Here is a 20,714-nt window from a genome sequence, read left to right as displayed (position 1 = left end):
AAGGCAAATGAACTGCGAAATAGCCCGGAAGGGATAGAACGGCGAAAAAACGATGTTTTGATGTCGAACCCGTCTTTGGAAATATAAAAGAGAACCACTGCTTCGGCCACTTCATGCTAAGGGGAAAAGAACAAGTGTAGATCGAATGGGATTATTAGCAATGGAGCAAAATATTAGAAAAAAAGCAGCCTAAGGAGCGTTGTTTTTCGATTTTGATGTAATCAAGCACTTTAGAAGTGAATGATAAGATTTAAAGGTTGATCGCTAGAAATTATAAGAATACAACAAAGAGGGACCCTCATTTTAAATCTTAGAAACCCTCTTCTAATAGGGTGATCATCAGAAATAGATATCCCAGAAATGATCTTTTCTGTAAACCTTGTAGATAAAATCGGTGATACCATCCATGTAAAGCTGCTGGTCGTCGTACATCGATAAATGACTCCCGCTGGCACAGTATAGATAGGTTCCGTTCTTTACCTGTGAAGCCATCCATTTTACATGCTCAGGATCCATCAGATCATATTTAGCTCCGATAAGAAGGGTAGGGACAGTAATTTGTTCTAAGTCTGCACTCCGGTCCCAGCTGGATGGTTCTGTCGGGGCTGTGAAGGCATCAGACGCGCTATTGAAGGTACGCGTAGAATCATTCTGCACGTTAAAAATGCTTTCAAGTACAGCCGGGTACTGACCAGGTGGCAGACGGCAAACGTGCTTAGAATAGAATTCAGAAAGTCGCTTCTGGTCTTGACTATTTTCAATTTTTGGCCCGCTTTCTTTCTGACTGACCTGTTTAATCGTTTGGGTAGCCGGCTGGCCTGAGATCAGCCGTGCCATGTAGCTGTTATGTACCTTCGAGCTTGATACTGTATTGGAAAGGATGAGTGCTTTAAGATTGTTCTGGTATTTAAGTGCGTATTCGATGGCTAGCATACCTCCCCGGCCATGACCAAAAAGATAGAAATTATTCTGATTCAGATTTAACGCTGAACGCAGCTGCTCAACCTGCTCGGTATAACTCGACGGGTTCCACCAAGTAGTGTCTTTCAGATTTTCGGATCTCCCACTTCCTAAGGGATCGTAATAAATAAACGAAATGGCTTTTCCAGGGAAATAACTTTCCATGCACTGAAGATATTCATGGTTCAGTCTGGGCCCGCTGCCTAAAAGCAGAACTTTAATGGACTCACTGTTTCCGATGGTTTTTGTCCATACTTTAAAGGTGCCTTGTTGGGTGCTGATGGGAATCATTCTGATACCTCCTGTTTTGACCCCGGAGCTGGTGTCTTTGGCAAATGCCTGCATTTTTGAGGCGTACCTTAACTCATATTGTTCGAGGTTGCTAAGGCAGCCAGACATTGTCATACTACCAATCAGGATCAGCGACCATGTTAATGTCGGAAGATTTTTCATAGTAAAGTGGAGTAAGTGAATACTTTAAGTTAACCAAAGTGACATTTTCTGTCAAGCGGATTTGAGTTTAATTTCTGCAAGAAATGTATAAATATGTTTTTGTTTAAAAATAAATTCACAAAGTGCAAAAAACAAAATAGATAGTGTTCAATGCCAGTGAGTTAATTTAACTCTGTCAGCATTTTAGATGATTGTTTATTATTTGAAGCCAAGCGTTTCATGTAGAAAGCTGTGCTGGAGTACTGGCAAGTAATTGTTAAATTTACGCGGATGGAAACCGTTCTTAATTTGAGTTAGAATGCTGATTTACCATAAACTTTACTTTTGACTTCCTTTAATGATTTTTGAGGGAAAAAACTTACAGACCTGTTGGAATTCCCTGACTTAAATCAGAAGGAATTACGGGCCAAAAAGCTGGCATGGACCAAAGAACTTGCCTCCATTGAAAAATAGCTGAAGGGCACAAGATATTAAGACTGACAGCATATGAGTGAAGACAAACCAATAGCACCGCACCTGGACGATGCGGAATATGGAGAAATATTATGGCAGGTGATTAACCAGATCCGTACGGCTCGTTTCGTAATTGCCAAACAGGTAAACAGTAGTACACAGTCCATTTATTGGAGTCTGGGAAAATTGCTTCGGCGCCGGCCGCCCGGTTGACAAACAAATGCAGGAAGGATATGGCAGCGGCGTTGTGAAACAATTATCCATTTATTTGAAAAACGAGTTTCCGGATATGGGTTTGTCTCCACGAAACCTGTGGAATATGAAACGCTTTTATGAGCTTTATTATCAGGTATATACTATACTGCTACGGGCGATTGCAGTATTACCATAGGGACATAACCTTCTATTTCTGGATAAGTTACAGTCTTTGGAAGCAGCCCGATTCTACGCAAACGAAACCCTTACAAAAGGCTGGTCATCAGATTTGCTTCTCAGCGCCGTTATAATGGATAGCTACGGGCAGGTGCAGAAGCAGATCAAAATACCCAATTTCGACCAGAAACTTCCAGCACCGAATGCTGATTGTGCCAATGAAGTATTTAGAACCACTTTTAATCTGGGGTTTCTGGGTAAAACAGAACCTGTCAAAGAGCTGGAATTAGAAAACAGGCTCATCGGCAAGATCAGATCCTTTATATTGGAATTGGGTAAAGGATTTTGCTCTATCGGAAACCAGTCCCGCCTGGAGTACAATGCAATGGAATATTTTGTTGACATGCTTTTTTTTACAGAGGCCTATGTAGCCTGCTGGCAATCGAGCTTAAAATTGGAAGTTTTAAAGCGGAATATTTGGGAAAAATGAATCTTTACCTGTCGCTGCTCGACCGGCTGGAAAAAAGTGAAAACGAAAACCCGTCCATCGGCATCATAATCTGTGCGGATAAAGACCACCTTGATGTAGAAATAGCGCTGCCGGACATCAATAAAACTATTGTTGTAGCTGAATATCAGCTTCTGTTACCAAATGCGGAATTACAATCCTTGATAGTGAATGAATTAAATGCTTCTAAATAAGTAGTCTGCAGGCCTTATTAAATAGAGGAAACCTGGGCTCAGGAGTAGTCTCTGACCATTGGATGCTCAAAGACTACCTCTGAAATTCAGTTGAACCTGGCTACCATAGACTGTGTCTGCGAAGTAGGCGTTGACAGAAATTTTACAGAATTTAAAATCATACCTATGTTTTTAGCGGAACTTCCAGGCTTATCTTTATCATTAAGAATTGGTGCACTATTTTATTGAGATTTTAAGCACCTTGTCAATATCCTCAAAAGCGTTCAGTGCTTTGTCCAGGTGCTCTCTGGTATGAGTAGCCATCAGACTCATTCTGATGCGTGCATTCTTTTTTGCCACGGCCGGATAAAGAATCGGATTGGTGTAGATCCCAGCCTTTAAAAGCATAGTCCCGGTATCAGAAGTTTTATGTGGATTTCCTATCTTGACCGGTATGATCGCAGACTGCGTGCTACCCACATCCATACCCAGGCTGATCAGTCCGTTTTTGAAATAAGCAATGTTCTCTGCAAGTTTAGCTCTCCAGTGCGGCTCTTGATCAATGAGCTCAATTGCCTTAATGACGCCTGCTGTAGCTGGTGTTGAAGTTGCCGAGAAGATATGCTGCCGGGACTGAAATTTAAGGAAGGCCGCTACCTTGGGCGGAGCGATCACATAGCCGCCGAGTCCGGCAAAGGTTTTACTGAAAGTGCCGGTAATAAAGTCCACCTGGTCCATAATCCCGTAAAGCTCCATGGCCCCGCGGCCTGTTTCTCCGAGTACACCAATGCCATGCGCGTCATCGACCATCAGGTATGCTCCATAGCGGTGTGTCAGCTCCAGGATCTTGTCAAGCTGGGCAATGTCTCCATCCTGTGAATAAACCCCGTCAATGATCACCATTTTGGTCCGGTAGCGGCTCTGCACATCGTTCAGAATCCGCTCCAATGACTCAATGTCATTATGCAGAAAACTTTTCCGGTTGGTCAGAAGACACCCTTCGTAGACACTTGCGTGTACAGCAGTGTCCACAATGGCGATGTCCTCTTTTAAAAGAAGGCTTTGCAGCGAGGCGCTGTTGGCAGTATACCCGGTTGTATAGATCACAGCTGAATCACTGCTTCGCCCGAAAAATATGGCTATTTTCTCTTCAAGCTGCTGGTGAAAGTTAAAATGCCCGCCAATCAGCGGCGATGCGCCCGCGCCTGTACCGTAGTTTTCTATGGCGCCTATCACAGCTTTTTTCACCAGGGGATGCTGTGTAAAGCCCAGGTAGTCGTTGGAGACAAAACTTACATATCTGCCGGCCGATGCGCTGCTTTGCGGGGTGATCACGTCCATCTCGGGTCCGCACCCGGACTGGTTGACCAGACGGTAATTCATGTGACCGCTGATTTTCATGAACCTTAGAAAGTCGTAAAATACTTCTGCTCTTGCAATGGCATCCAGACCGGGAATGTTTTCAAAATCCCGGAAGCTTGCTTTGGTAAAATCAATGTTCATAGCTAGAAAAGTTTATGTGAATGGTAAGTCGAGCTCAAGCTAAGGGTTGTTTTTTTCGAAATCGGCTACATAGAAGATTATTTTGATTTCGGTATTTATAGTATTGTCAGACAGCCTACGTATAGTGAGTGGAGTATTTTGACGCGTCTACGGGTTTGAAAAGGATGTAATTTCAGTTAAAACACGGCCGGGATAAGAGAATTTTACGCTGAAAGAGGTGCCAATTCAGTCATGAGATTCAATATGATTTATTTTATAGATTGTATTTCAATTGCTTAGTAAAATGTGACGGAGCAACTTCCTCAGTCTTGTGGCATAAAAGCAGTGCTGATTGAAAAAATTTTATTTATTTTTCTATTGATAATCAGAAGGTTATTGCACCAAACCGACAGGCGCTAGGGGGGAGCAGGAAAAGTTGCGCTTTTGTGGCGTGGGCTACTGCGCTTACTTTGTAGCCATCAATCAGGATCAGCGCAGCAATGGATGTGATTCTGGATTCTAAAACCATAAACGATACTAGTTTTATGTTTACGACCAACCCCTGGGCCGTGTATGTCTACGTGGCGGGCCCTTTGATCGCAGGTTATTACCTGTTTGCTGTTGCCAGGTTTTACGGACGCGAAATCAAAGCAAAGATCCGTTCGCGGCGTAGTTGGAGAGCTAAACAAACGGAGCCCCGGAAAGTAACAAACGAGCCATTAGTACAAAGCGAGCCGGAGCATATCGATTATGCACAAACAGCTGATCAGCCACTTGCCGGATCAAAAAAGATCTTTCCGCCGGTTAGTCTTTGGAAAAACAGAGTCTTATCCGGGCAACAGCAAAGCCTGGCAGAGTACCTGACAAATCTGATCCAGGAAGCGCATGAAAAGAATTACGACAAGCAGGAGCTTGTATTGCTTCTGCAGATGACGATAAGAGAATACCTGGATTTTGAAGGTACGCAGTTTCAGTCTACGATCAATGAATGCATCGGGACTGAATGCGCAAAGTATGGCTCCATACACCTGGGTGAAGAGGATAAAGCGGCGATATGGAATAGGGTGTAGTGGGGCTGTGTGTTTGACCGGCTCAGACTTTCCGCCATTTTGGCGGAAAGCTGCCGGCAAACCATGAAAACAAGCATGTTCAACTTTTAAATATGTGTGGTATGAAAAGCAGGGTTATGATTTTAAAAGTCAAACGGGGTTTACTATTGACGGCAGCAGCTGCGCTGACAGCAGTATCTGCATTCTCGCAGGATGGGGCGGCCGGGATCGAAGAAGCCAACACGCAGGTACGCTCTTACTTTGAGCCGGGTACGAATCTGATGTATGCCATAGGTGCTGTGCTAGGTCTTGTGGGCGCTGTCAAAGTATTTCAGAAATGGAATGCGGGTGATCAGGATACAGGTAAAGTAGCTGCCGCCTGGTTTGGAAGCTGCATTTTTCTGGTGGTGGTTGCGACCGTTTTACAATCATTCTTCGGATTGTAAAAGCATCCGTGGCAATGAAAAGATACATATCAGAAAGCCACTGACCAAAAGCCACCGGATCTATATCCACTACCATCCCGGGCGGGCTTTACAAAGAAGATTTCTTTGAGAGAAAGTTTGCTACGGGTAGGAATATACGGCTTTGCTGGCAAGCGGACTGATAGGTATGGGTCTGGCAAAGGGGCCGCAGCGGCCCCGCCAGATCTAAAATGACACAAGCTGTAAGCACGCTGTAATCACAAGTAATTGGCAGCAAAGACCGGTCAAGGGTAAATTATGGGTTGACAATTGAAAACAGCAAATACAAATACGCCCGTCAGATCATCAGAACTTTGACAGCTTGATCAGTACGTATAGCCTAGTTCGGTATTATATAAGGTGAAGTTAATCTCAGCTGAAAGATGCTCGAGAAGGTCGAATTTTAAACCAGTTAAACCATGGCGACAAACCGATACGTAATCAATAAGGGGGTCAATCAGAGCATTGTCTTCAAGGGTTTGAAAGCGCAGTATATCTGGTATATGGGAGCAGGCATGTTTGCTCTTCTGATCACTTACGCGGTGATGTTTACGGCAGGTGTGAACACTTATCTCAGTCTGGCCATAACGATTTGTCTGGGTGGCCTGCTTCTGATCGGGATCTATCATTTGAGCAGCACCTATGGCGAGCATGGACTTCTCAAAGCGCTTGCCAGACGAAATATTCCTGTTGTCGTGAAATCGAGATCACGAAGGGTTTTTATGAAACGGAAGGCGCCGGTGGCCGCTGCCAGGAAGTGAAAAATTAGTATTGTCGTAGTTAATCAGTGTGCAGAATGGAAAAGTTGATAGATGATTTACTTCCGATACTTGATGTGGAAAATGGGTACATCATCTCTAAGCAGGGAGATGTAACCGTGGTCTTTCAGGCAGAACTTCCTGAGATTTTCAGCTTGTCTGACAAGGATTATGATGCGCTGCATCAAAGCTGGGTGAAAGCCTTAAAGATGCTGCCTTCGGGCAGTGTTTTTCACAAGCAGGACTATTTTATTGACAGCCGTTATAGGGCTGATTTCAGCGGGCAGGATTCCAGCTTTCTCTCTTTGAGCAGTGAGCGATTTTTTAATGAGCGGCCTTATCTGGCCCACAGCTGTTATGTGATGCTGACGAGAAGGCCCAAAGGCCGAAGTTTATCAAGCTCGCTTTTCTCGAATCTGATCCGGCCAACCCTTGTGCCACAGGACACGCTGGATGCAGTAGCGCACCAGGATTTTATTGACGCGGCCGATCAGTTCAGAAGGGTTTTGCAGGACAGCGGATTTGTAAATCTTCGTCAGCTTGACGATGATGCGCTTTTAAGCCAGGCTAAAAAAACCGGATTGATTGAAAGGTATTGTTATCTGGCAACGGATCACAGCAACGGGATGATCCGCGATATGAAGTTTAAAGACGGCATCAGAATAGGGGAGCAGTACTGCCAGCTTTATAGCCTGGCCGATGCGGCTGATCTTCCGGGTCAGTGTGCTGCGGCAAATACCTACGAGAAGTATTCGACCGATAAAACCAAATTCAGTGTTGGCTTCGCCTCCACGCTTGGACAGCTGTTGTCGTGTAACCATATTTACAACCAATATGTATTTATTGAGGACAGCGCAGCAGCGATCAAACGGCTGGAAAGCAAAAGGCTCAGGCTTCAGTCGCTGTCGGTTTATGCAAGGGAAAATTCGCTTGCGCTGGATGCAGCCAACGAGTTTTTGAATGAGGCGATCAAAGAGCAGCGCCTTCCGGTCAAAGCGCATTTCAATGTGCTGGCCTGGACGGATAAACGCGCTGAACTGCAGCAGATCAAAAGTATGGTATCCTCGGCACTTGCGCAGATCGATGCTTCGGTCAAACTGGAAACAAGTGGAGCCCCGCAGATTTTCTGGGCAGGTATCCCGGGCAATGAAGCTGATTTTCCCATGAACGAAGCCTTTGATACTTTCAGTGAGCAGGCCTGTTGTTTTCTGAATCTGGAAACGGGTTATGTCTCCTCGCTCAGTCCGGTGGGTATCCGCCTTGGTGACAGACTGACGGGAAAGCCCGTGCACGTGGATATCAGCGATGAGCCCATCCGGCAGGGAATCTGCACGAACCGTAATAAATTCATTCTGGGTCCCTCGGGCAGTGGGAAATCATTTTTTACCAACCACATGGTCCGTTCCTATTATGAGCAGGGTGCACATGTGGTGCTGGTGGATGTGGGGCATTCCTATAAGGGGCTGTGTGATCTGGTGGAGGGCTATTATTTTACCTACGACGAAAAGCATCCGATCCGCTTTAATCCGTTTTACATTGAAAGAGGCTCAGAGCCAGACACGGAAAAAAAGGAAAGTATCAAAACGCTTCTTTTGGCACTTTGGAAAAAAGACAATGAGGTTTTTAAAAGAAGTGAATACGTTGCACTCTCAAACGCGCTGACACTTTATTATCAATTTCTGCAGGAGCATCAGCAGGTTTTCGCATCCTTTAATTCCTTTTATGATTTTCTCAGAGATGTCTTTGTCGATGTACTGCAGAAGGACCAGGTCAAGGACAGAGATTTCGACGTTGCCAATTTTTTGTATGTCTTAAGGCCCTATTACCAGGGCGGTGAGTTTGATTATCTTTTAAATGCTGAAGAGAATCTGGATCTTCAAAACCAGCGGTTTATTGTCTTTGAGCTCGATGCGGTGAAAGATCATCCGATCCTTTTTCCGGTGATCACCATCATTATTATGGAGGTCTTTATCTCCAAGATGAGAAAGCTCAAAGGAATCAGAAAAATCATTTTGATCGAAGAAGCCTGGAAAGCAATCGCCAAAGAAGGGATGGCAGAATACATCCGTTATCTTTTTAAAACGGTTAGAAAGTTCTTTGGAGAAGCCATTGTGGTCACTCAGGAAGTTGAGGATATCATCTCTTCGCCTGTGGTCAAACAGGCTATTATCAATAACTCAGACTGCAAGATCCTTTTGGATCAGAGCAAATATCAGAACAAGTTTGACCAGATCCAGGAGCTTCTGGGACTCACTGAAAAGGAGAAGGCTTTGGTGCTATCGGTCAACAAAGCCAATGATCCGCTTAGAAAATATAAGGAGGTCTTCATCAGTCTGGGTGGGATGCTATCGAAGGTTTACCGCACAGAGGTGAGCACCGAGGAGTATTACGCTTACACGACCGAGGAAACCGAAAAGATGAAAGTGGGCGAATATGCCCGCAAATACGGAAGTATAAAAAAAGGGATTGCCGCGCTGGCAAATGAAATCAGATCACAGAAAAAATGAAAAAGCAGATGATGTTCTTTTTGATGCTGAGCCTGGCTGTGCTGACACCGGTGCAGACCGCGCAGGCAGCGAATCCTTGGGCGGAGATCATCAAAGCAGCGGTTAGAAGGGTGGTCAGAGCGGTTGATCTTCTTATACAAAGAAGGCAAAATGCGGTAATTAAATTGCAGAATGCGCAGAAGGCCATCGAGAATACAATGGCCAAACTTCACCTGGATGAGATCACGGGTTGGGTCAAAAAACAGCGGGACCTTTACAAAGAGTATTACGATGAGCTTAAAAAGGTTAAAGCAGTTATCGCCTATTATTTCCGCATCAAACAGATTGCTGAAAAACAGGTGCAGATCGTGGAGCAGTACCAGAAGGCATGGAAGCTGTTTCAGAATGACAAACATTTCAGTTTTGGGGAGCTGATCTACATGCAGAAAGTGTACGCGGGTATGCTGGAAGAAACAGCAAAAAACTTGGATATGCTCACAGTGGTGGTAAAATCTTTCAGCACACAGATGAGTGATGTGAAAAGACTTGAAATGATTGACCGGGTGGCCAGACAGGTTGACAAGGTCCATGATGAGCTGGTCAGCTTTAACCGGCAAAATCAGATGCTGAGTCTTTCCAGGGCCAGAAGCGAATTCGATGCAAAGGTGGTAAAAGAGCTGTACGGAATCCAGGACTAAAAAACGCGGCACAGATGAGAAAGACAGTGATCATACTTGTTTTGATGCTGGCGACCCACAGCTGTTTTGCCCAGAAGTTCAAAGAGTGGTTCCGTCAGAAAAAAACGCAGAAGGAGTATCTGATCGAGCAGATCGCGCATCTGAAACTGTATCTGGAGCTAACCGAAAAGGGCTACAAAATCGCCAAAGAAGGATTGACTACGATTGGTGATATCAAAAGAGGGGAGTTTAAACTTCATACCAATAGGTTTGATTCACTCAGGATCGTAAGTGCTGCCGTCAGTTCGCATCCGCGTTTAAAGCAGCTCACTGATCTGCACGGAAGGGTCAACCAGATCTGTGAAAAGCTTGTGGGCGAGCTCGCCGCAGAAGCAGTGTTTAGCCAGAGCCAGCTTGACTACATAAACCAGGTGTTGGATTTGGTCTATGATGATTGCCAGGGAATCCTGTACGCAATGTTTGATGTGGCCAGAAGCGGCAACATTTCGATGACAGATGATGAAAGGATCAGAAGGATTGATCTGCTGTGCGGTCAGATGCAGGATAATTACCTGTTTGTAAAAAGCTTCGCTGAAAAGACCAGACTTCTGGCATCTCAGATTACAACAGAGAAGACAGGCATTGAAAACAGCCGCGCCTTGCACGGCATAAAATAACGGGGATATGAAAAGAAAATTGCTAAGTTTTCTGCTGCTGAGTCTTTTAAGTAGCACGGCATCGGTAAATGCACAAACCGCCGAAGTGACCCAGCTGGTACTCAATATCGAAAAGCTCAATCAGCTTCGTAAGATCCTGCAGGAGCTCAAAGACGGCTATGAGATCCTTTTTAAAGGGTACAGCACGATCAGGGATCTTTCCAAAGGGAATTTCAAACTGCATGAAGCTTTTCTGGATGGCCTGTTGCAGGTCAGTCCGGCGGTGAAAAATTACAGCCGGGTGCAGGGAATTATCGGATGCCAGCTGGCCATTATCAAAGAATACAAATTGGCCTATCAGAAACTGGCCGCTTCGGGCAGCTTCTCAGCCAGCGAGCTGGATTACATCGCCCAGGTTTACAGCAGACTCTCAGATCGAAGCCTTAAAAACCTGGATGCGCTCACGATGGTTCTGACTGCAAAAAAGCTCAGGGCCTCCGATGACGAAAGGCTCAGTGTCATTGACAGCATTTATGATGATATGACCGATCAGCTTTCGTTTCTAAGACATTTCAATTCGAATGCAGCGCTGCTTGCCGCGCAGCGGAAGGATGAGATAGCGGATACTGAGCTGAGCAGAAAACTGTACGATCTGAAACCATAAACTACAACGCCTGTGAAAAAGAATCTGATGATCACCATCCTGGTGGTGTTGGTAGTATTATGGCCTGAGCATTCGCAGGCCCAGGGTTATGAGCAGCAGATTCGGGGTCTGAACGGTGTGCTCGATGAGCTTTATAAGGAAATGCTGCCTTTGTGCAGTAAGCTGATCAATGTGGGAAGAGGTATTGCGGGTTTTGCGGCGATCTTCTATATCGGCAGCCGCATCTGGCGCCACCTTGCCAGCGCGGAACCAATTGATTTTTACCCGCTTCTGCGGCCTTTTGCGCTGGGGTTTGCGATTCTGATTTTTCCCTCTGTGATCGCGATGATCAATGGCATTCTTTCGCCTACGGTCCGCGGTACGGCAGGTATGGTCACAGACTCGGACAAAGCGATTGCGCTGCTTTTAAAAAAGAAGGAAGATGCGATCAAAAGCTCTGATTTCTGGCAGATGTATGTGGGCGATGATCAGAAAGGCAGCCGTGAGAAGTGGATCAAGTATACCTACGGCGATGATTATTCGGAAGGTTTTACAGACGGGATCAGCAATGATATCAAGTTTTATATGGCCAAGCAGTCTTACAATTTCCGTAATTCGATCAAGGCGGCGCTCTCGGAAGTACTCCGTGTGATCTTTGAATCAGCGGCGCTTTGCATCAACACGATCAGGACCTTTCAGCTGGTGGTGCTGGCCATTATCGGGCCGATGGTATTTGGCATTGCCGTATTTGATGGTTTTCAGCATACGCTTACTGCCTGGATTGCGCGCTATATCAACGTCTTTTTGTGGCTTCCGGTGGCCAATATTTTCGGAGCTATTATTGGCAAAGTGCAGGAAAAAATGATTGCGCTGGATATCAGACAAGTTCAGGGTAGCGGAGATACTTTTTTCAGTGCACAGGATATGGGATATCTGATTTTTCTCATTATCGGCATCGTCGGATACTTCTCGGTCCCTTCGGTGGCTGGCTACATCATCCAGGCCGGTGGCGGTAATGCGCTGCTCAATAAAGTAACGTCCATTTTTGCTGCCACGGCAGTCGCAGTAGGCAACAAGGCATTTCCGGCCGGTGGCGGATTTGGCCGCTACCCCAGGCCTGAACCAAAACCATAACCTGTAAAGATCATGTTTTCAAAAGCGAAAGATATAGAAAGAGCGTTCGGGCATATCCGGATTTTTACGCTCCTGGTTGTAAGTGCCAGTTTTGCCTTCTGCTGTTTTGCTGTTTACAAAAGTTATCAGATGACAGAGGCGAGCGCCAGCCGGGTTTATATTCTGGCAGACGGAAAGGTGCTTGAAGCATACGCTTCTGATCGGCGCGACAATATTCCTGTCGAGGCCAGAGACCACGTGGCGAGTTTTCACCGGTTTTTCTTTACGCTCGATCCTGATGAAAAAGCAATACAGGCCAGTGTGGTAAAAGCGCTTTATCTGGCAGATGCTTCGGCAAAAAAGCAGTATGATAATCTGCGCGAATCCGGCTTTTACACCAGCATTATATCAGGAAATATCAGCCAGCAGATCGTGATTGACAGTGTAGCGGTCGATACAAAAGCGTACCCTTATTATTTCCGCTGCACAGCATCTCAGCAGATCATCCGGGCGACGAGCATCGTGACAAGAAGCCTTGTTACGGAAGGCTATCTTCGAAACGTTTCACGAAGCGATCACAATCCGCACGGATTTCTGATCGAGCGCTGGATGACGCTGGAAAACAAGGATGTCAGTATCCGTAACCGCAGCGCCGGACTAAGCCCGTTTTTTTAATCTTTTAAGATATAAGTCATGTTCTACAACTTTAATGCCCATAAAAAACCGTCTGAAGCTTGCGCAAAACCCAGGCGCTGGCCGTCACGCGGTATGATTTCCAGGATCACCAGTCTGCAACGCTGGCGGGTCATGTTTACACATATCTGTACAGACAGATTTGCCAAAATATTTCTGAAAATAACGTTTGTGAATCTGGTAGGCGCTTGCGTGCTGTTTTGCCTGGTTGTTCTGATCATTTACCAGCAGCCCACAGCAGTAATGCCAGTTTATGACAGGATCTCAATACCATCATTGCCGGATCAATTCACGCAGCTGGAAGATCTGCAGCATCAGACAGATTTTGAGCTTTATCTGGATAGTCTGCAAAGAGCATTTCGCACCGACAGCATTAATGACAGACGAACCATAAACAAATAATACGATGGAAAACACAGCTTATTCTGCCCGGTATTTACAGCAGCGAAAGTTTTATATGATGTTTCCCTTGCTGGTTTTGCCCTTTGTTACGCTGATCTATTGGGCACTTTTTGTGAAAGGAGCAAAAAAGAAGCAGCAGACCACGCAGAGTCAGGGTTTGATTACGAGCCTTCCTGATGCGGTACTTAAAGAGGACAAGGAGGTTAATAAATTAAGTTTCTATGAGCGGGCAGCGGCTGATTCAGCTAAACTTGGTGAGCTGATCCGTAAAGACCCTTACCGCAGTGACAGTCCTGGTTATAAGGATTCGCTGCAAACCGGTCAGCTGGCAGGGCTTGGTGCACCTTTTAAGGCAAAGCAGGGGCCGGTAAGTTACCAGGGAAGTACTTCTGTACAGGCTGGTGAAGAGAAGGTATTAAAAAAGCTTAAAGCGCTCGATGATGTGCTTAGTGAGACGAGCCGGCCTGAATTCAGCAGGCGGGATATGAAAAGCGAAAATTCCCCGCAGGGTGATGACAGCAGCGGAAATGAAGGAATTCAGAAGCTCGAAGCACTCATGGCCGGTCTGAACCAGCAGTCTTCCGCGCCGGACGTATATGAAGATCCGGAACTTAAAGAGCTCAGTGGAATTCTCGATAAAATTATCCAGATCCAAAATCCGGAGCTGGAATCAGAGAAGATCAAAGAGCAGTCTGAGAGCAGCAGAGGCCAGGTATTTGCTGTCCGTCAGGCGTCTGGCGCGGATCCGGTGAGTTTGCTTGCGACTAATTCAACAGAAGATTCTACGGAAGCGGATCCGGTCAAATCCATTTCTTTTGAGCAAAATGGCTTTTTTGGTCTGGATGAAACACTCGGACTGGCTGATCAGAATGCAATCCCGGCTGTCATAGCGCAGACCCAGACTGTGGTGAGCGGCTCAACGGTAAAGCTCAGATTGACGCAGGATGTTTATATAGCAGGTGTTCTGATCCCGAAAGAGAGCTTTGTTTACGGGATTGCGACCTTGAACAATGAGCGGCTGGTGATCCGCATTGAATCAGTCCGCTATGAAAACAATCTGTTTCCGGTAAAGCTTTCCGTGTATGATCTGGACGGGATTGCAGGCATTCATATCCCTGGCGCTATTGCGCGCGATGTAGCCAAACAGTCTTTAAGTCAGGATATACAAGGCATCAGTATCGGGACTCTTGATCCTTCGCTGGGCGCGCAGGCGGCCAGCGCGGGCATTCAGACCGCGAAGACATTAATGGGTAAAAAAGCCAGACTGCTGCAGGTGACAGTCAAAGCAGGTTATCAGGTTCTTCTGCTAGACGGAAATGCCAGCAGCTAATAACCGTGAATTAATCCATTTCAAACATATTAAAGCTAAACATTATGTATCATCCTTTTAAATGGATCTTCCAACTGATCCTTCTGCTGGAGACTGCAGCGGTACTGGCCCAGGATCACAGCATGCAGATGTTTGTTAGCCAGCCTTTTCCACTTGAGCTGACCACATCGAAGACCACGCACCTTGTTTTTCCTTATGATATCGTCAGTGTTGATAAAGGGAGCCGCGATATTCTGGCGCAAAAGGCGAAAGGAGTCAGCAACATTCTGCGGGTCAAAGCCACGGTAGCCGATTTTCACAGCACCAGTCTGACGGTGATCACTTCGGATGGTAAGCTGTATAATTTTGCGGTGGACTATGCCGCAGAGCCCTTGCAGCTTACTATCGAATTTGCCGGAGCCAATTCAGGGCCCAATGCGTCGCTTGATCAGTTTCAGCCGAACCAAGCTGAGCTCAGCAGGTTAGCTGAAAGGGTAATGGCGCAGCCAAAGCATCTGCGGAGCATCAAAGACAAAAACTCCGGATCCTCGCTTGTACTGCATGGCATTTACATAGATCAGGACGTAATGTTCTACCGGCTTGAAATGACAAACAGCTCACAGATCAGCTATGATATCGGTAGTCTCAGGTTTTTTATCCGCGATAAAAAAAGAGCGAAACGCACAGCGGTGCAGCAGCTGGAGATAAGGCCAGTTTATATCAAAGGCGATACGGCGGTAATCGCGGGTGAATCGGCGCACTCGTTTGTCTACGCGCTGCCCAAATTCACGATCCCTGATAAGAAATATCTGGCCATCGAAGTCATGGAGAAAAATGGCGGGCGTCATCTTGCGCTGGACATTGCCGGTAAGACCCTTCTGAAGGCCAGAGATGTAGCAGAATAAAAATCAGATCACCTATAAACAAACAAAATCATGAACCAGAAAAATTTTGATTATCTAAAAGACCAGATCAAGTATACCGGGTTTGGTGAAGGGCTGGAAAATCAGCTGAAAGAGAACATGAAAAGACAGGCACCGGAGTTCACCCTGAAGCATCAGAATACATTCGGCAGGGATGAGACCACAACTGCGCTGCACTTTAAAAAATCGCCCAGCAGTGATATGTATTTTTTTAACAGCTACCAGGTATCGCTCAAAAAGCAGGATCAGACCGAGAAGATGAACCAGTCCTTTTATGTTGAAAAAAACAATAACATCACCTTAAAGGAAGCTTTTAATCTGATGCAGGGGCGGGCGATAAACAAAGACCTGACCAACAAGGAGGGTCAGCTTTACAATGCCTGGGTCCAGCTGGATTTTAAAAATACGGATAATAACGGCAATTATAAGCTCAAACAGTTCCATCAGAACTACGGTTTTGAGCTCGAAAAAGCGCTGGGTAAACTGCCGATCAAGGAGCTTGGCAACGGGCAGGATAAAAGCCGTCTGATCGAATCGCTCCATAAGGGCAACCGCCAGTCTGTGACTTTCAATGAAAATGGCACAGAGCAGAAACGCTTTATAGAAGCCAACCCGCAGTTTAAATCCATCACTGTCTATGATGACAATTCGAAGCGTATACGTCAGGATCTGTCAGAAAAACAATTTGAAAAACAGAGCGCCACTCAAAAGCAGAGTCAGCAATTAAAGCCAGAAGCTAATGAAAACGATGCCACTTCGGTTAGGGCCGGAAAACGGAAAGGACTCTCTGTCAGCCAGTGAAATCAGCGAGCTGAGCCCGCTGGCTGATTTTTTCAAAGCCATCGAAAAAGACCCCAGGATCGGCAGTACACATATCGGTGTGTATGCATCGCTGCTCAACTACTGGAATGAGCAGGGCAGGATCAGTCCGATCCGGGTTTTTAGTCATCAGATGATCGGGCTGGCTAAGCTGTCCTGTCGCGATACGTATTTTAAATATGTCGGTGAGCTGAGCGAATATGGCTATATCCGGTATGAGCGTTCCTTTAACCGGAATAGGCCAAGTGAGATTTATTTTACTTGTGGAGAATGAGACGAAACCAGGTTAGAGAGGAGTAGCCTAAACTACTGAAAACAATGGATGATCTTAAAAAGATAAATCCGTTCCATATTCTTGCTCAGCGTCTGCCAAGGATCGAGCAGATGCTGGTCCGTTTGATGGAAAATACCCATTTACATCATTATCCAACATCAGTAGAGCAGCCGGAACTACTTAGCATCACAGAAGCTGCCAGATTTTTGGGACTGAGCAAACAGGCGGTATATCGTCATATTGGAAAAATATCTCATTACAAGCGAAATGGACGGCTTAATTTAAGCGCCAGGAGCTAATTGAATATGTGGAGCAGGCCAAGCGGATTGCATGCAAATATTCTGTTACCAGTAGGTGGAATCTATCTTAACACTAGAAGAATATATATAATTGGACAGGTCAAAGGAAACTGCCCGCGATGCAAATGTTACATAGACCTTTTCTACCAACAAAAACCAGCACGCTTGGTCATTTCAATGTCGACTCCGTTTTAGTTAAAAAGTTGTTAACCGGATCCTCGATGTCAGTTCCGTACCTTTCGACCAAAACAATCAATCACCAGATGTTTTCGCCTAGTTAAGCGTTATCTGAACCCTGAATCCGTTCAGGAATGGAGATGGCTGCTGATATTTCGAACAGAAGATTTCATCGCTTTTTCTTTTCCAAATTCATCGATGCTGCGATGGAAAACGAAAGAACGCCCGAAACAAGCCAGAACAGATCGGTGCCAGCGACATAATAATTCCCCTTTGCCCATGATATCCAGATCCAGTCATTGGTTATAATTCCATTTTTAATCGGTACCATAACCGAACAGAATCCTCCCAGAAACAAATACAGCCGTGTGCAGCCGGCTTCTGTTTTGGCAAATAAACCTGCAATCGTCAGGATCAGCCAGGAAACGAAAAATACCGTTCGTACCCAAAATACATGGTTTTCCAAGCCGGGTACCAGAAGCTCTGCACTGAAAAGGATCGCTACTGCCGGAAAAAGGCTGAAACTGATCGCAAGGTACCACATGGTAGTCCTGTGGTGAAACCGTTTTTGCTGGTCAGTATAACTTTTTTTGTTGCGGGCCTCTTTCCATAAAAGCACGCCGCTGATGATCACAAAACAGGTAAAAAGCGCAAGGAAGAAATATATAATTTTCAGCGCCAGTCCGCCGAAAGTGGCAAAATGCAGCCTGGCAATACCGGGCAGGATGGATTGTGCATAACCATTTTTGCCGGGCAGGTTATCAGCCAAGATCCTTCCGTCGCGCAGCGCGATGGCTACGGAACCGCTTCCTGAGAATGTTTTACTGTTATCCAGAGCGGCCAGAAGTTTGCCATCCTGACGATCGTAATGTTTGATTTGCAGGTATTTTAATTCCAGGTTGTGATGTTCGTTTTTTATATGATCCAGAAGATTGGTTATTTTCAGATTCTTTTTCGTCACAATCGCATTATCGGTGGTTACCAGTACACGGTCTGGCAGGATCACCTGCAGGGCTTTCTGTTGATTTCCGCCAAAGAAAACAACCACAACCGGCAGCAGAACCAGAAATGAAAGCATATAATATGCCCCGGTAATGGCGTACATCAGTTGAAACGGAAGACCCAGCAGCCCGAAAACCGTGTGCGTGTTGGTCCAGATATTTTTCAATGAGCCTTTGAGGGAAAAACCATTGAATTTGGTAAAGATATTCTGCCAATGGATCATCACGCCGGTGACGACTGCAAATGCAAAAAACAAGGCGACAAATCCAGACAGGTATCTGCCGATCAGTGGAATCTGATCAAAAAAGTGGAGCCTGTAAAGCGTTTCGCCGACGGTGGTTTTTTCCTCCTGGCTGAAGGTGCCGGTTTGTGGATAATAAGTGGTGTTATAGTGCTGCTCAGGGCGGCCTTTCGGCACGATCATATGGCCGTAAATTTTAACAAGCGGTGTCTTAGCCGTTTCGGTGCGGATCGTAATGTCTTCGGAAAGGTCAAAGGAGGGGTTGTTCTGTTTTATTTTGTGCAGAATTTCATCGTAATCGATGGCTTTGGGCAGGGATTGCCTGGCAGCCGGGTTTTCCCACTGGTAAAATTCGTCTTTAAAAAGCGTGAATGCACCTGCGAAAAAGATCACATACAAAGCAAAGCTGATCACTATTCCGGATACTGTGTGGGTATGGAAAGTGATGTTGTAGAGTCTGGCTGGTAAACCTTTGAGTTTCATCATTATTTAAGTAAAAAGATAATTGCACCACAAACCAGGGTGCAGAAAAGATATATTCCCCAGATCAGCCAGCCGCTGCGGGCCAGAAATGCGACTATCATTAAAGCAACCCAGAGCATAAATACAGAAAATGCGCCTGTTAGTATGACTTCGGTGCGGTAGGGGATCAGCACGCTGATCATCATCTGAAAAGTCACGGCCAGGAAATATCCGCCAATGAGTCCGGCGGTGATTTTCAGGGCACGTTGACGCTTTGTGGACAGGTATTCTTTTTTAGCGGGCATAGGAAATCAATTCGATAAGTACCAAACAATGGATCAGAGCCATCAGCCCGTAGAAATATTTTGTTCCCATCACCGCAAAGAACTGGATCGTCATCATCGCCAGTGAAGCCGCGGCCAGTGTCAGCAACAGGCCTGCTGCCCAGCCATCGGAATGGACAAAATTGGCAGAGCCTATTGACAGGAAAGTAAGGCCAAGCCAGTTTGAGCCGGCGAAAAGCGGTCTGAATATTCCAGCCGGAAAGTATTTTGACCTGGCGTAAAAAAGATATGTTCCCAGTAATATGAAATAAAATGGCAGCATGAAAAATCTGTTTGACGAGTGTTGTTATGAATTAAGTATCTGTTTCTTCTTTGCCGTGAATGCCGGTTTGGTCTGGGGTGAGCCAGACGAAGATTTTTTTAGGTCTTTTTTGCCGGTTGCAGCATTATTTTTTCCTTTTTTACGTCGTCCCCACCAGATCACAACGCCTGTAACGGGCAGACTGGCAGCGGTTAGACTGGCGAAAAATGCAATGATCTTTCCCGGTAGCCCGAGTATGCTTCCTACGTGAATATCGTAATTCATATTTCTGAGCTTTTCGCCCCGGCCTTTTTGTTCGAATCTGCGGCTGCGCAAAAACTTTCCCGTAAACTGATCATACTGGTTAGTGACAAATTTGTAGCGGTCGGTTCCTGCAAATAAGGCAGTTGCGCTTAACACCGCACTTTTTTCTTTTGGTATAAAAAATGAATAAGATTTTGCTTCCGGTATCCTTTTTTGCAGGTCTGCGAGCACGATATCGATCGGCAGTGAAGTTGCGGTTACTGTGGTATCTGAAAAAACAAGCTCTTGTTTCGGCGTAGCTTTTACTCCGTTTGCAAGAAATTGAACCGTATCGTTGAACCACACAAATGCCCAGACCAGCCCGGTCAGGGCGATGATCAGGCAAATACCCATGAAGTAAAAACCTGCTATATTATGCAGATCATAGTTTTTTCGTTTCCATTTGGTGCTCTGTTTCCATTGAAACCAAAACCGCTGACGCGCAGCAGATTTGTTTTTCGGCCACCATAATACGAGCCCGGAGATCAGCAGTACGATAAAAATAACCGTACTCCAGCCCACGATCTGTTTGCCGATTCTGGCAAGAAAAAGATCATAATGCAGAAAAAGTACCAATGTGAAAAACTCGTACTTCGCATTCTCGATCTTCACTACCTGCGCGGTGTATGGGTTGACATAGATATTGTAGGCATATTCGCGCTGCGTAAAATAGGTATTGGCGTCCTCGTTGATTTTATAAGTAAAAAAACGGTAAGTCGCCGCCGGATCATTCGGGGTTTCAAAAATGGTCAGCGGATATGCTTCGCCAATTTGCTTCTGGGCTTTATCCAGCAGCACACTTACCGGCAGACGGGCCGTGTTATCCGGTGTGATATACAGCCTTTCGTAGTACACAATCTTTTTGATCTCATCCTCAAAAACGTAAATACAGCCGGTAATTCCCAGTATGAACACCACCAGCCCGGACAAAAGTCCGAGCCACAGATGCAGCAAGCCAATTATTTTCTTTGCACTCAT

23 protein-coding genes and 1 pseudogene are annotated in these 20,714 nt (G+C 45.7%); 18 read left to right on the top strand and 6 right to left on the bottom strand.

Annotated features, from left to right (window positions below; all coding sequences use genetic code 11):
- Positions 1-339: 339 nt before the first annotated feature.
- On the bottom strand, positions 340-1,413 hold the full coding sequence (locus AC1XUO_RS25465; protein WP_483332656.1) for a proline iminopeptidase-family hydrolase: 1,074 nt from the start codon (positions 1,411-1,413) through the stop codon (positions 340-342).
- A 486-nt stretch (positions 1,414-1,899) separates the two neighbouring features.
- Here AC1XUO_RS25465 and AC1XUO_RS25460 point away from each other — a divergent pair, with 486 nt between their 5' ends.
- The 3 genes and pseudogenes from AC1XUO_RS25460 (at position 1,900) to AC1XUO_RS25450 (ending at position 2,940) form a co-directional block, all read left to right on the top strand.
- Entirely contained in the window at positions 1,900-2,079 is a 180-nt protein-coding gene (locus tag AC1XUO_RS25460; protein ID WP_483332655.1) for a hypothetical protein, read from the top strand.
- A 7-nt stretch (positions 2,080-2,086) separates the two neighbouring features.
- A complete protein-coding gene (locus tag AC1XUO_RS25455; protein ID WP_483332654.1) occupies positions 2,087-2,257 on the top strand; it encodes a DUF1016 N-terminal domain-containing protein in 171 nt (56 codons plus the stop codon).
- A gap of 114 nt (positions 2,258-2,371) precedes the next feature.
- Positions 2,372-2,940 (top strand): annotated as a pseudogene (locus AC1XUO_RS25450) (PDDEXK nuclease domain-containing protein).
- A 216-nt stretch (positions 2,941-3,156) separates the two neighbouring features.
- Here the strand turns inward: AC1XUO_RS25450 and AC1XUO_RS25445 are convergent.
- Entirely contained in the window at positions 3,157-4,422 is a 1,266-nt protein-coding gene (locus AC1XUO_RS25445) for an aminotransferase class I/II-fold pyridoxal phosphate-dependent enzyme (protein WP_483332653.1), read from the bottom strand.
- Positions 4,423-4,946: 524 nt separating this feature from the next.
- On the opposite strand from AC1XUO_RS25445, the gene AC1XUO_RS25440 reads away from it, so the two are divergent.
- The 15 genes from AC1XUO_RS25440 (at position 4,947) to AC1XUO_RS25370 (ending at position 16,966) form a co-directional block, all read left to right on the top strand.
- Positions 4,947-5,471: a hypothetical protein gene (locus AC1XUO_RS25440; RefSeq protein WP_483332652.1), complete on the top strand. Its 525-nt coding sequence runs from the start codon at positions 4,947-4,949 to the stop codon at positions 5,469-5,471.
- A gap of 101 nt (positions 5,472-5,572) precedes the next feature.
- Positions 5,573-5,896: a DUF4134 domain-containing protein gene (locus AC1XUO_RS25435; protein ID WP_483332651.1), complete on the top strand. Its 324-nt coding sequence runs from the start codon at positions 5,573-5,575 to the stop codon at positions 5,894-5,896.
- Positions 5,897-6,333: 437 nt separating this feature from the next.
- A complete protein-coding gene (locus AC1XUO_RS25430; RefSeq protein ID WP_483332650.1) occupies positions 6,334-6,675 on the top strand; it encodes a DUF4133 domain-containing protein in 342 nt (113 codons plus the stop codon).
- A gap of 35 nt (positions 6,676-6,710) precedes the next feature.
- Positions 6,711-9,179 (top strand): TraG family conjugative transposon ATPase, encoded by a 2,469-nt coding sequence (locus AC1XUO_RS25425; protein ID WP_483332649.1) that lies wholly within the window; start codon positions 6,711-6,713, stop codon positions 9,177-9,179.
- A complete protein-coding gene (locus tag AC1XUO_RS25420; RefSeq protein ID WP_483332648.1) occupies positions 9,176-9,856 on the top strand; it encodes a conjugal transfer protein TraI in 681 nt (226 codons plus the stop codon). Before AC1XUO_RS25425 ends, AC1XUO_RS25420 begins: the two co-directional genes overlap by 4 nt.
- A gap of 14 nt (positions 9,857-9,870) precedes the next feature.
- Positions 9,871-10,512 carry a hypothetical protein gene (locus tag AC1XUO_RS25415; RefSeq protein ID WP_483332647.1) on the top strand — a complete coding sequence of 214 codons (642 nt, stop codon included), beginning with the start codon at positions 9,871-9,873 and terminating at the stop codon, positions 10,510-10,512.
- A 7-nt stretch (positions 10,513-10,519) separates the two neighbouring features.
- Positions 10,520-11,155 carry a TerB family tellurite resistance protein gene (locus AC1XUO_RS25410; protein ID WP_483332646.1) on the top strand — a complete coding sequence of 212 codons (636 nt, stop codon included), beginning with the start codon at positions 10,520-10,522 and terminating at the stop codon, positions 11,153-11,155.
- A gap of 12 nt (positions 11,156-11,167) precedes the next feature.
- The gene (gene traJ / locus AC1XUO_RS25405) at positions 11,168-12,268 is read left to right on the top strand and encodes a conjugative transposon protein TraJ (protein ID WP_483332645.1); all 1,101 of its coding nucleotides are present in this window, start codon (positions 11,168-11,170) and stop codon (positions 12,266-12,268) included.
- Between the two features lie 12 nt (positions 12,269-12,280).
- Entirely contained in the window at positions 12,281-12,922 is a 642-nt protein-coding gene (gene traK, locus AC1XUO_RS25400) for a conjugative transposon protein TraK (protein WP_483332644.1), read from the top strand.
- A gap of 18 nt (positions 12,923-12,940) precedes the next feature.
- Complete coding sequence (locus tag AC1XUO_RS25395; protein WP_483332643.1) at positions 12,941-13,342, top strand: hypothetical protein; 402 nt, start codon at positions 12,941-12,943, stop codon at positions 13,340-13,342.
- A gap of 4 nt (positions 13,343-13,346) precedes the next feature.
- Entirely contained in the window at positions 13,347-14,672 is a 1,326-nt protein-coding gene (gene traM / locus AC1XUO_RS25390; RefSeq protein ID WP_483332642.1) for a conjugative transposon protein TraM, read from the top strand.
- Positions 14,673-14,716: 44 nt separating this feature from the next.
- A complete protein-coding gene (gene traN / locus AC1XUO_RS25385; RefSeq protein ID WP_483332641.1) occupies positions 14,717-15,556 on the top strand; it encodes a conjugative transposon protein TraN in 840 nt (279 codons plus the stop codon).
- Positions 15,557-15,586: 30 nt separating this feature from the next.
- Complete coding sequence (locus AC1XUO_RS25380; RefSeq protein WP_483332640.1) at positions 15,587-16,375, top strand: hypothetical protein; 789 nt, start codon at positions 15,587-15,589, stop codon at positions 16,373-16,375.
- Positions 16,314-16,667, top strand: a complete 354-nt coding sequence (locus tag AC1XUO_RS25375; RefSeq protein ID WP_483332639.1) for a hypothetical protein — start codon at positions 16,314-16,316, stop codon at positions 16,665-16,667. The genes AC1XUO_RS25380 and AC1XUO_RS25375 overlap by 62 nt, the downstream gene beginning before the upstream one ends.
- 44 nt (positions 16,668-16,711) lie before the next feature.
- On the top strand, positions 16,712-16,966 hold the full coding sequence (locus tag AC1XUO_RS25370) for a helix-turn-helix domain-containing protein (RefSeq protein WP_483332638.1): 255 nt from the start codon (positions 16,712-16,714) through the stop codon (positions 16,964-16,966).
- 346 nt (positions 16,967-17,312) lie between these two features.
- Here the strand turns inward: AC1XUO_RS25370 and AC1XUO_RS25365 are convergent, their stop codons facing one another.
- The 4 genes from AC1XUO_RS25365 to AC1XUO_RS25350 are packed head-to-tail and all read right to left on the bottom strand — an operon-like array spanning position 17,313 to position 20,714.
- Complete coding sequence (locus AC1XUO_RS25365; protein ID WP_483332637.1) at positions 17,313-18,872, bottom strand: PepSY-associated TM helix domain-containing protein; 1,560 nt, start codon at positions 18,870-18,872, stop codon at positions 17,313-17,315.
- On the bottom strand, positions 18,872-19,153 hold the full coding sequence (locus AC1XUO_RS25360; RefSeq protein WP_483332636.1) for a hypothetical protein: 282 nt from the start codon (positions 19,151-19,153) through the stop codon (positions 18,872-18,874). The genes AC1XUO_RS25365 and AC1XUO_RS25360 overlap by 1 nt, the downstream gene beginning before the upstream one ends.
- The gene (locus tag AC1XUO_RS25355; RefSeq protein WP_483332635.1) at positions 19,143-19,454 is read right to left on the bottom strand and encodes a hypothetical protein; all 312 of its coding nucleotides are present in this window, start codon (positions 19,452-19,454) and stop codon (positions 19,143-19,145) included. The genes AC1XUO_RS25360 and AC1XUO_RS25355 overlap by 11 nt, the downstream gene beginning before the upstream one ends.
- Positions 19,455-19,478: 24 nt before the next feature.
- Entirely contained in the window at positions 19,479-20,714 is a 1,236-nt protein-coding gene (locus tag AC1XUO_RS25350; protein ID WP_483332634.1) for a PepSY-associated TM helix domain-containing protein, read from the bottom strand.

It is taken from the genome of Dyadobacter sp. HNCC25DJ186 (genome assembly GCF_056895235.1).
Note: the sequence above shows the minus strand (reverse complement) of the source record. Positions and strands in the feature narration are given on the sequence as shown.

Coding starts and splice junctions, on each gene's coding strand:
- AC1XUO_RS25455 (WP_483332654.1), top strand. CDS start 2,087: ATGCAGGAAGGATATGGCAGCGGCGTTGTGAAACAATTATCCATTTAT.
- AC1XUO_RS25370 (WP_483332638.1), top strand. CDS start 16,712: ATGGATGATCTTAAAAAGATAAATCCGTTCCATATTCTTGCTCAGCGT.
- AC1XUO_RS25425 (WP_483332649.1), top strand. CDS start 6,711: ATGGAAAAGTTGATAGATGATTTACTTCCGATACTTGATGTGGAAAAT.
- AC1XUO_RS25430 (WP_483332650.1), top strand. CDS start 6,334: ATGGCGACAAACCGATACGTAATCAATAAGGGGGTCAATCAGAGCATT.
- AC1XUO_RS25375 (WP_483332639.1), top strand. CDS start 16,314: ATGAAAACGATGCCACTTCGGTTAGGGCCGGAAAACGGAAAGGACTCT.
- AC1XUO_RS25420 (WP_483332648.1), top strand. CDS start 9,176: ATGAAAAAGCAGATGATGTTCTTTTTGATGCTGAGCCTGGCTGTGCTG.
- AC1XUO_RS25440 (WP_483332652.1), top strand. CDS start 4,947: ATGTTTACGACCAACCCCTGGGCCGTGTATGTCTACGTGGCGGGCCCT.
- AC1XUO_RS25360 (WP_483332636.1), bottom strand. CDS start 19,153: ATGCCCGCTAAAAAAGAATACCTGTCCACAAAGCGTCAACGTGCCCTG.
- AC1XUO_RS25350 (WP_483332634.1), bottom strand. CDS start 20,714: ATGAGTGCAAAGAAAATAATTGGCTTGCTGCATCTGTGGCTCGGACTT.
- traM (WP_483332642.1), top strand. CDS start 13,347: ATGGAAAACACAGCTTATTCTGCCCGGTATTTACAGCAGCGAAAGTTT.
- AC1XUO_RS25395 (WP_483332643.1), top strand. CDS start 12,941: ATGTTCTACAACTTTAATGCCCATAAAAAACCGTCTGAAGCTTGCGCA.
- traN (WP_483332641.1), top strand. CDS start 14,717: ATGTATCATCCTTTTAAATGGATCTTCCAACTGATCCTTCTGCTGGAG.
- AC1XUO_RS25460 (WP_483332655.1), top strand. CDS start 1,900: ATGAGTGAAGACAAACCAATAGCACCGCACCTGGACGATGCGGAATAT.
- AC1XUO_RS25380 (WP_483332640.1), top strand. CDS start 15,587: ATGAACCAGAAAAATTTTGATTATCTAAAAGACCAGATCAAGTATACC.
- AC1XUO_RS25465 (WP_483332656.1), bottom strand. CDS start 1,413: ATGAAAAATCTTCCGACATTAACATGGTCGCTGATCCTGATTGGTAGT.
- AC1XUO_RS25365 (WP_483332637.1), bottom strand. CDS start 18,872: ATGATGAAACTCAAAGGTTTACCAGCCAGACTCTACAACATCACTTTC.
- AC1XUO_RS25355 (WP_483332635.1), bottom strand. CDS start 19,454: ATGCTGCCATTTTATTTCATATTACTGGGAACATATCTTTTTTACGCC.
- traK (WP_483332644.1), top strand. CDS start 12,281: ATGTTTTCAAAAGCGAAAGATATAGAAAGAGCGTTCGGGCATATCCGG.
- AC1XUO_RS25415 (WP_483332647.1), top strand. CDS start 9,871: ATGAGAAAGACAGTGATCATACTTGTTTTGATGCTGGCGACCCACAGC.
- AC1XUO_RS25410 (WP_483332646.1), top strand. CDS start 10,520: ATGAAAAGAAAATTGCTAAGTTTTCTGCTGCTGAGTCTTTTAAGTAGC.
- AC1XUO_RS25435 (WP_483332651.1), top strand. CDS start 5,573: ATGAAAAGCAGGGTTATGATTTTAAAAGTCAAACGGGGTTTACTATTG.
- AC1XUO_RS25445 (WP_483332653.1), bottom strand. CDS start 4,422: ATGAACATTGATTTTACCAAAGCAAGCTTCCGGGATTTTGAAAACATT.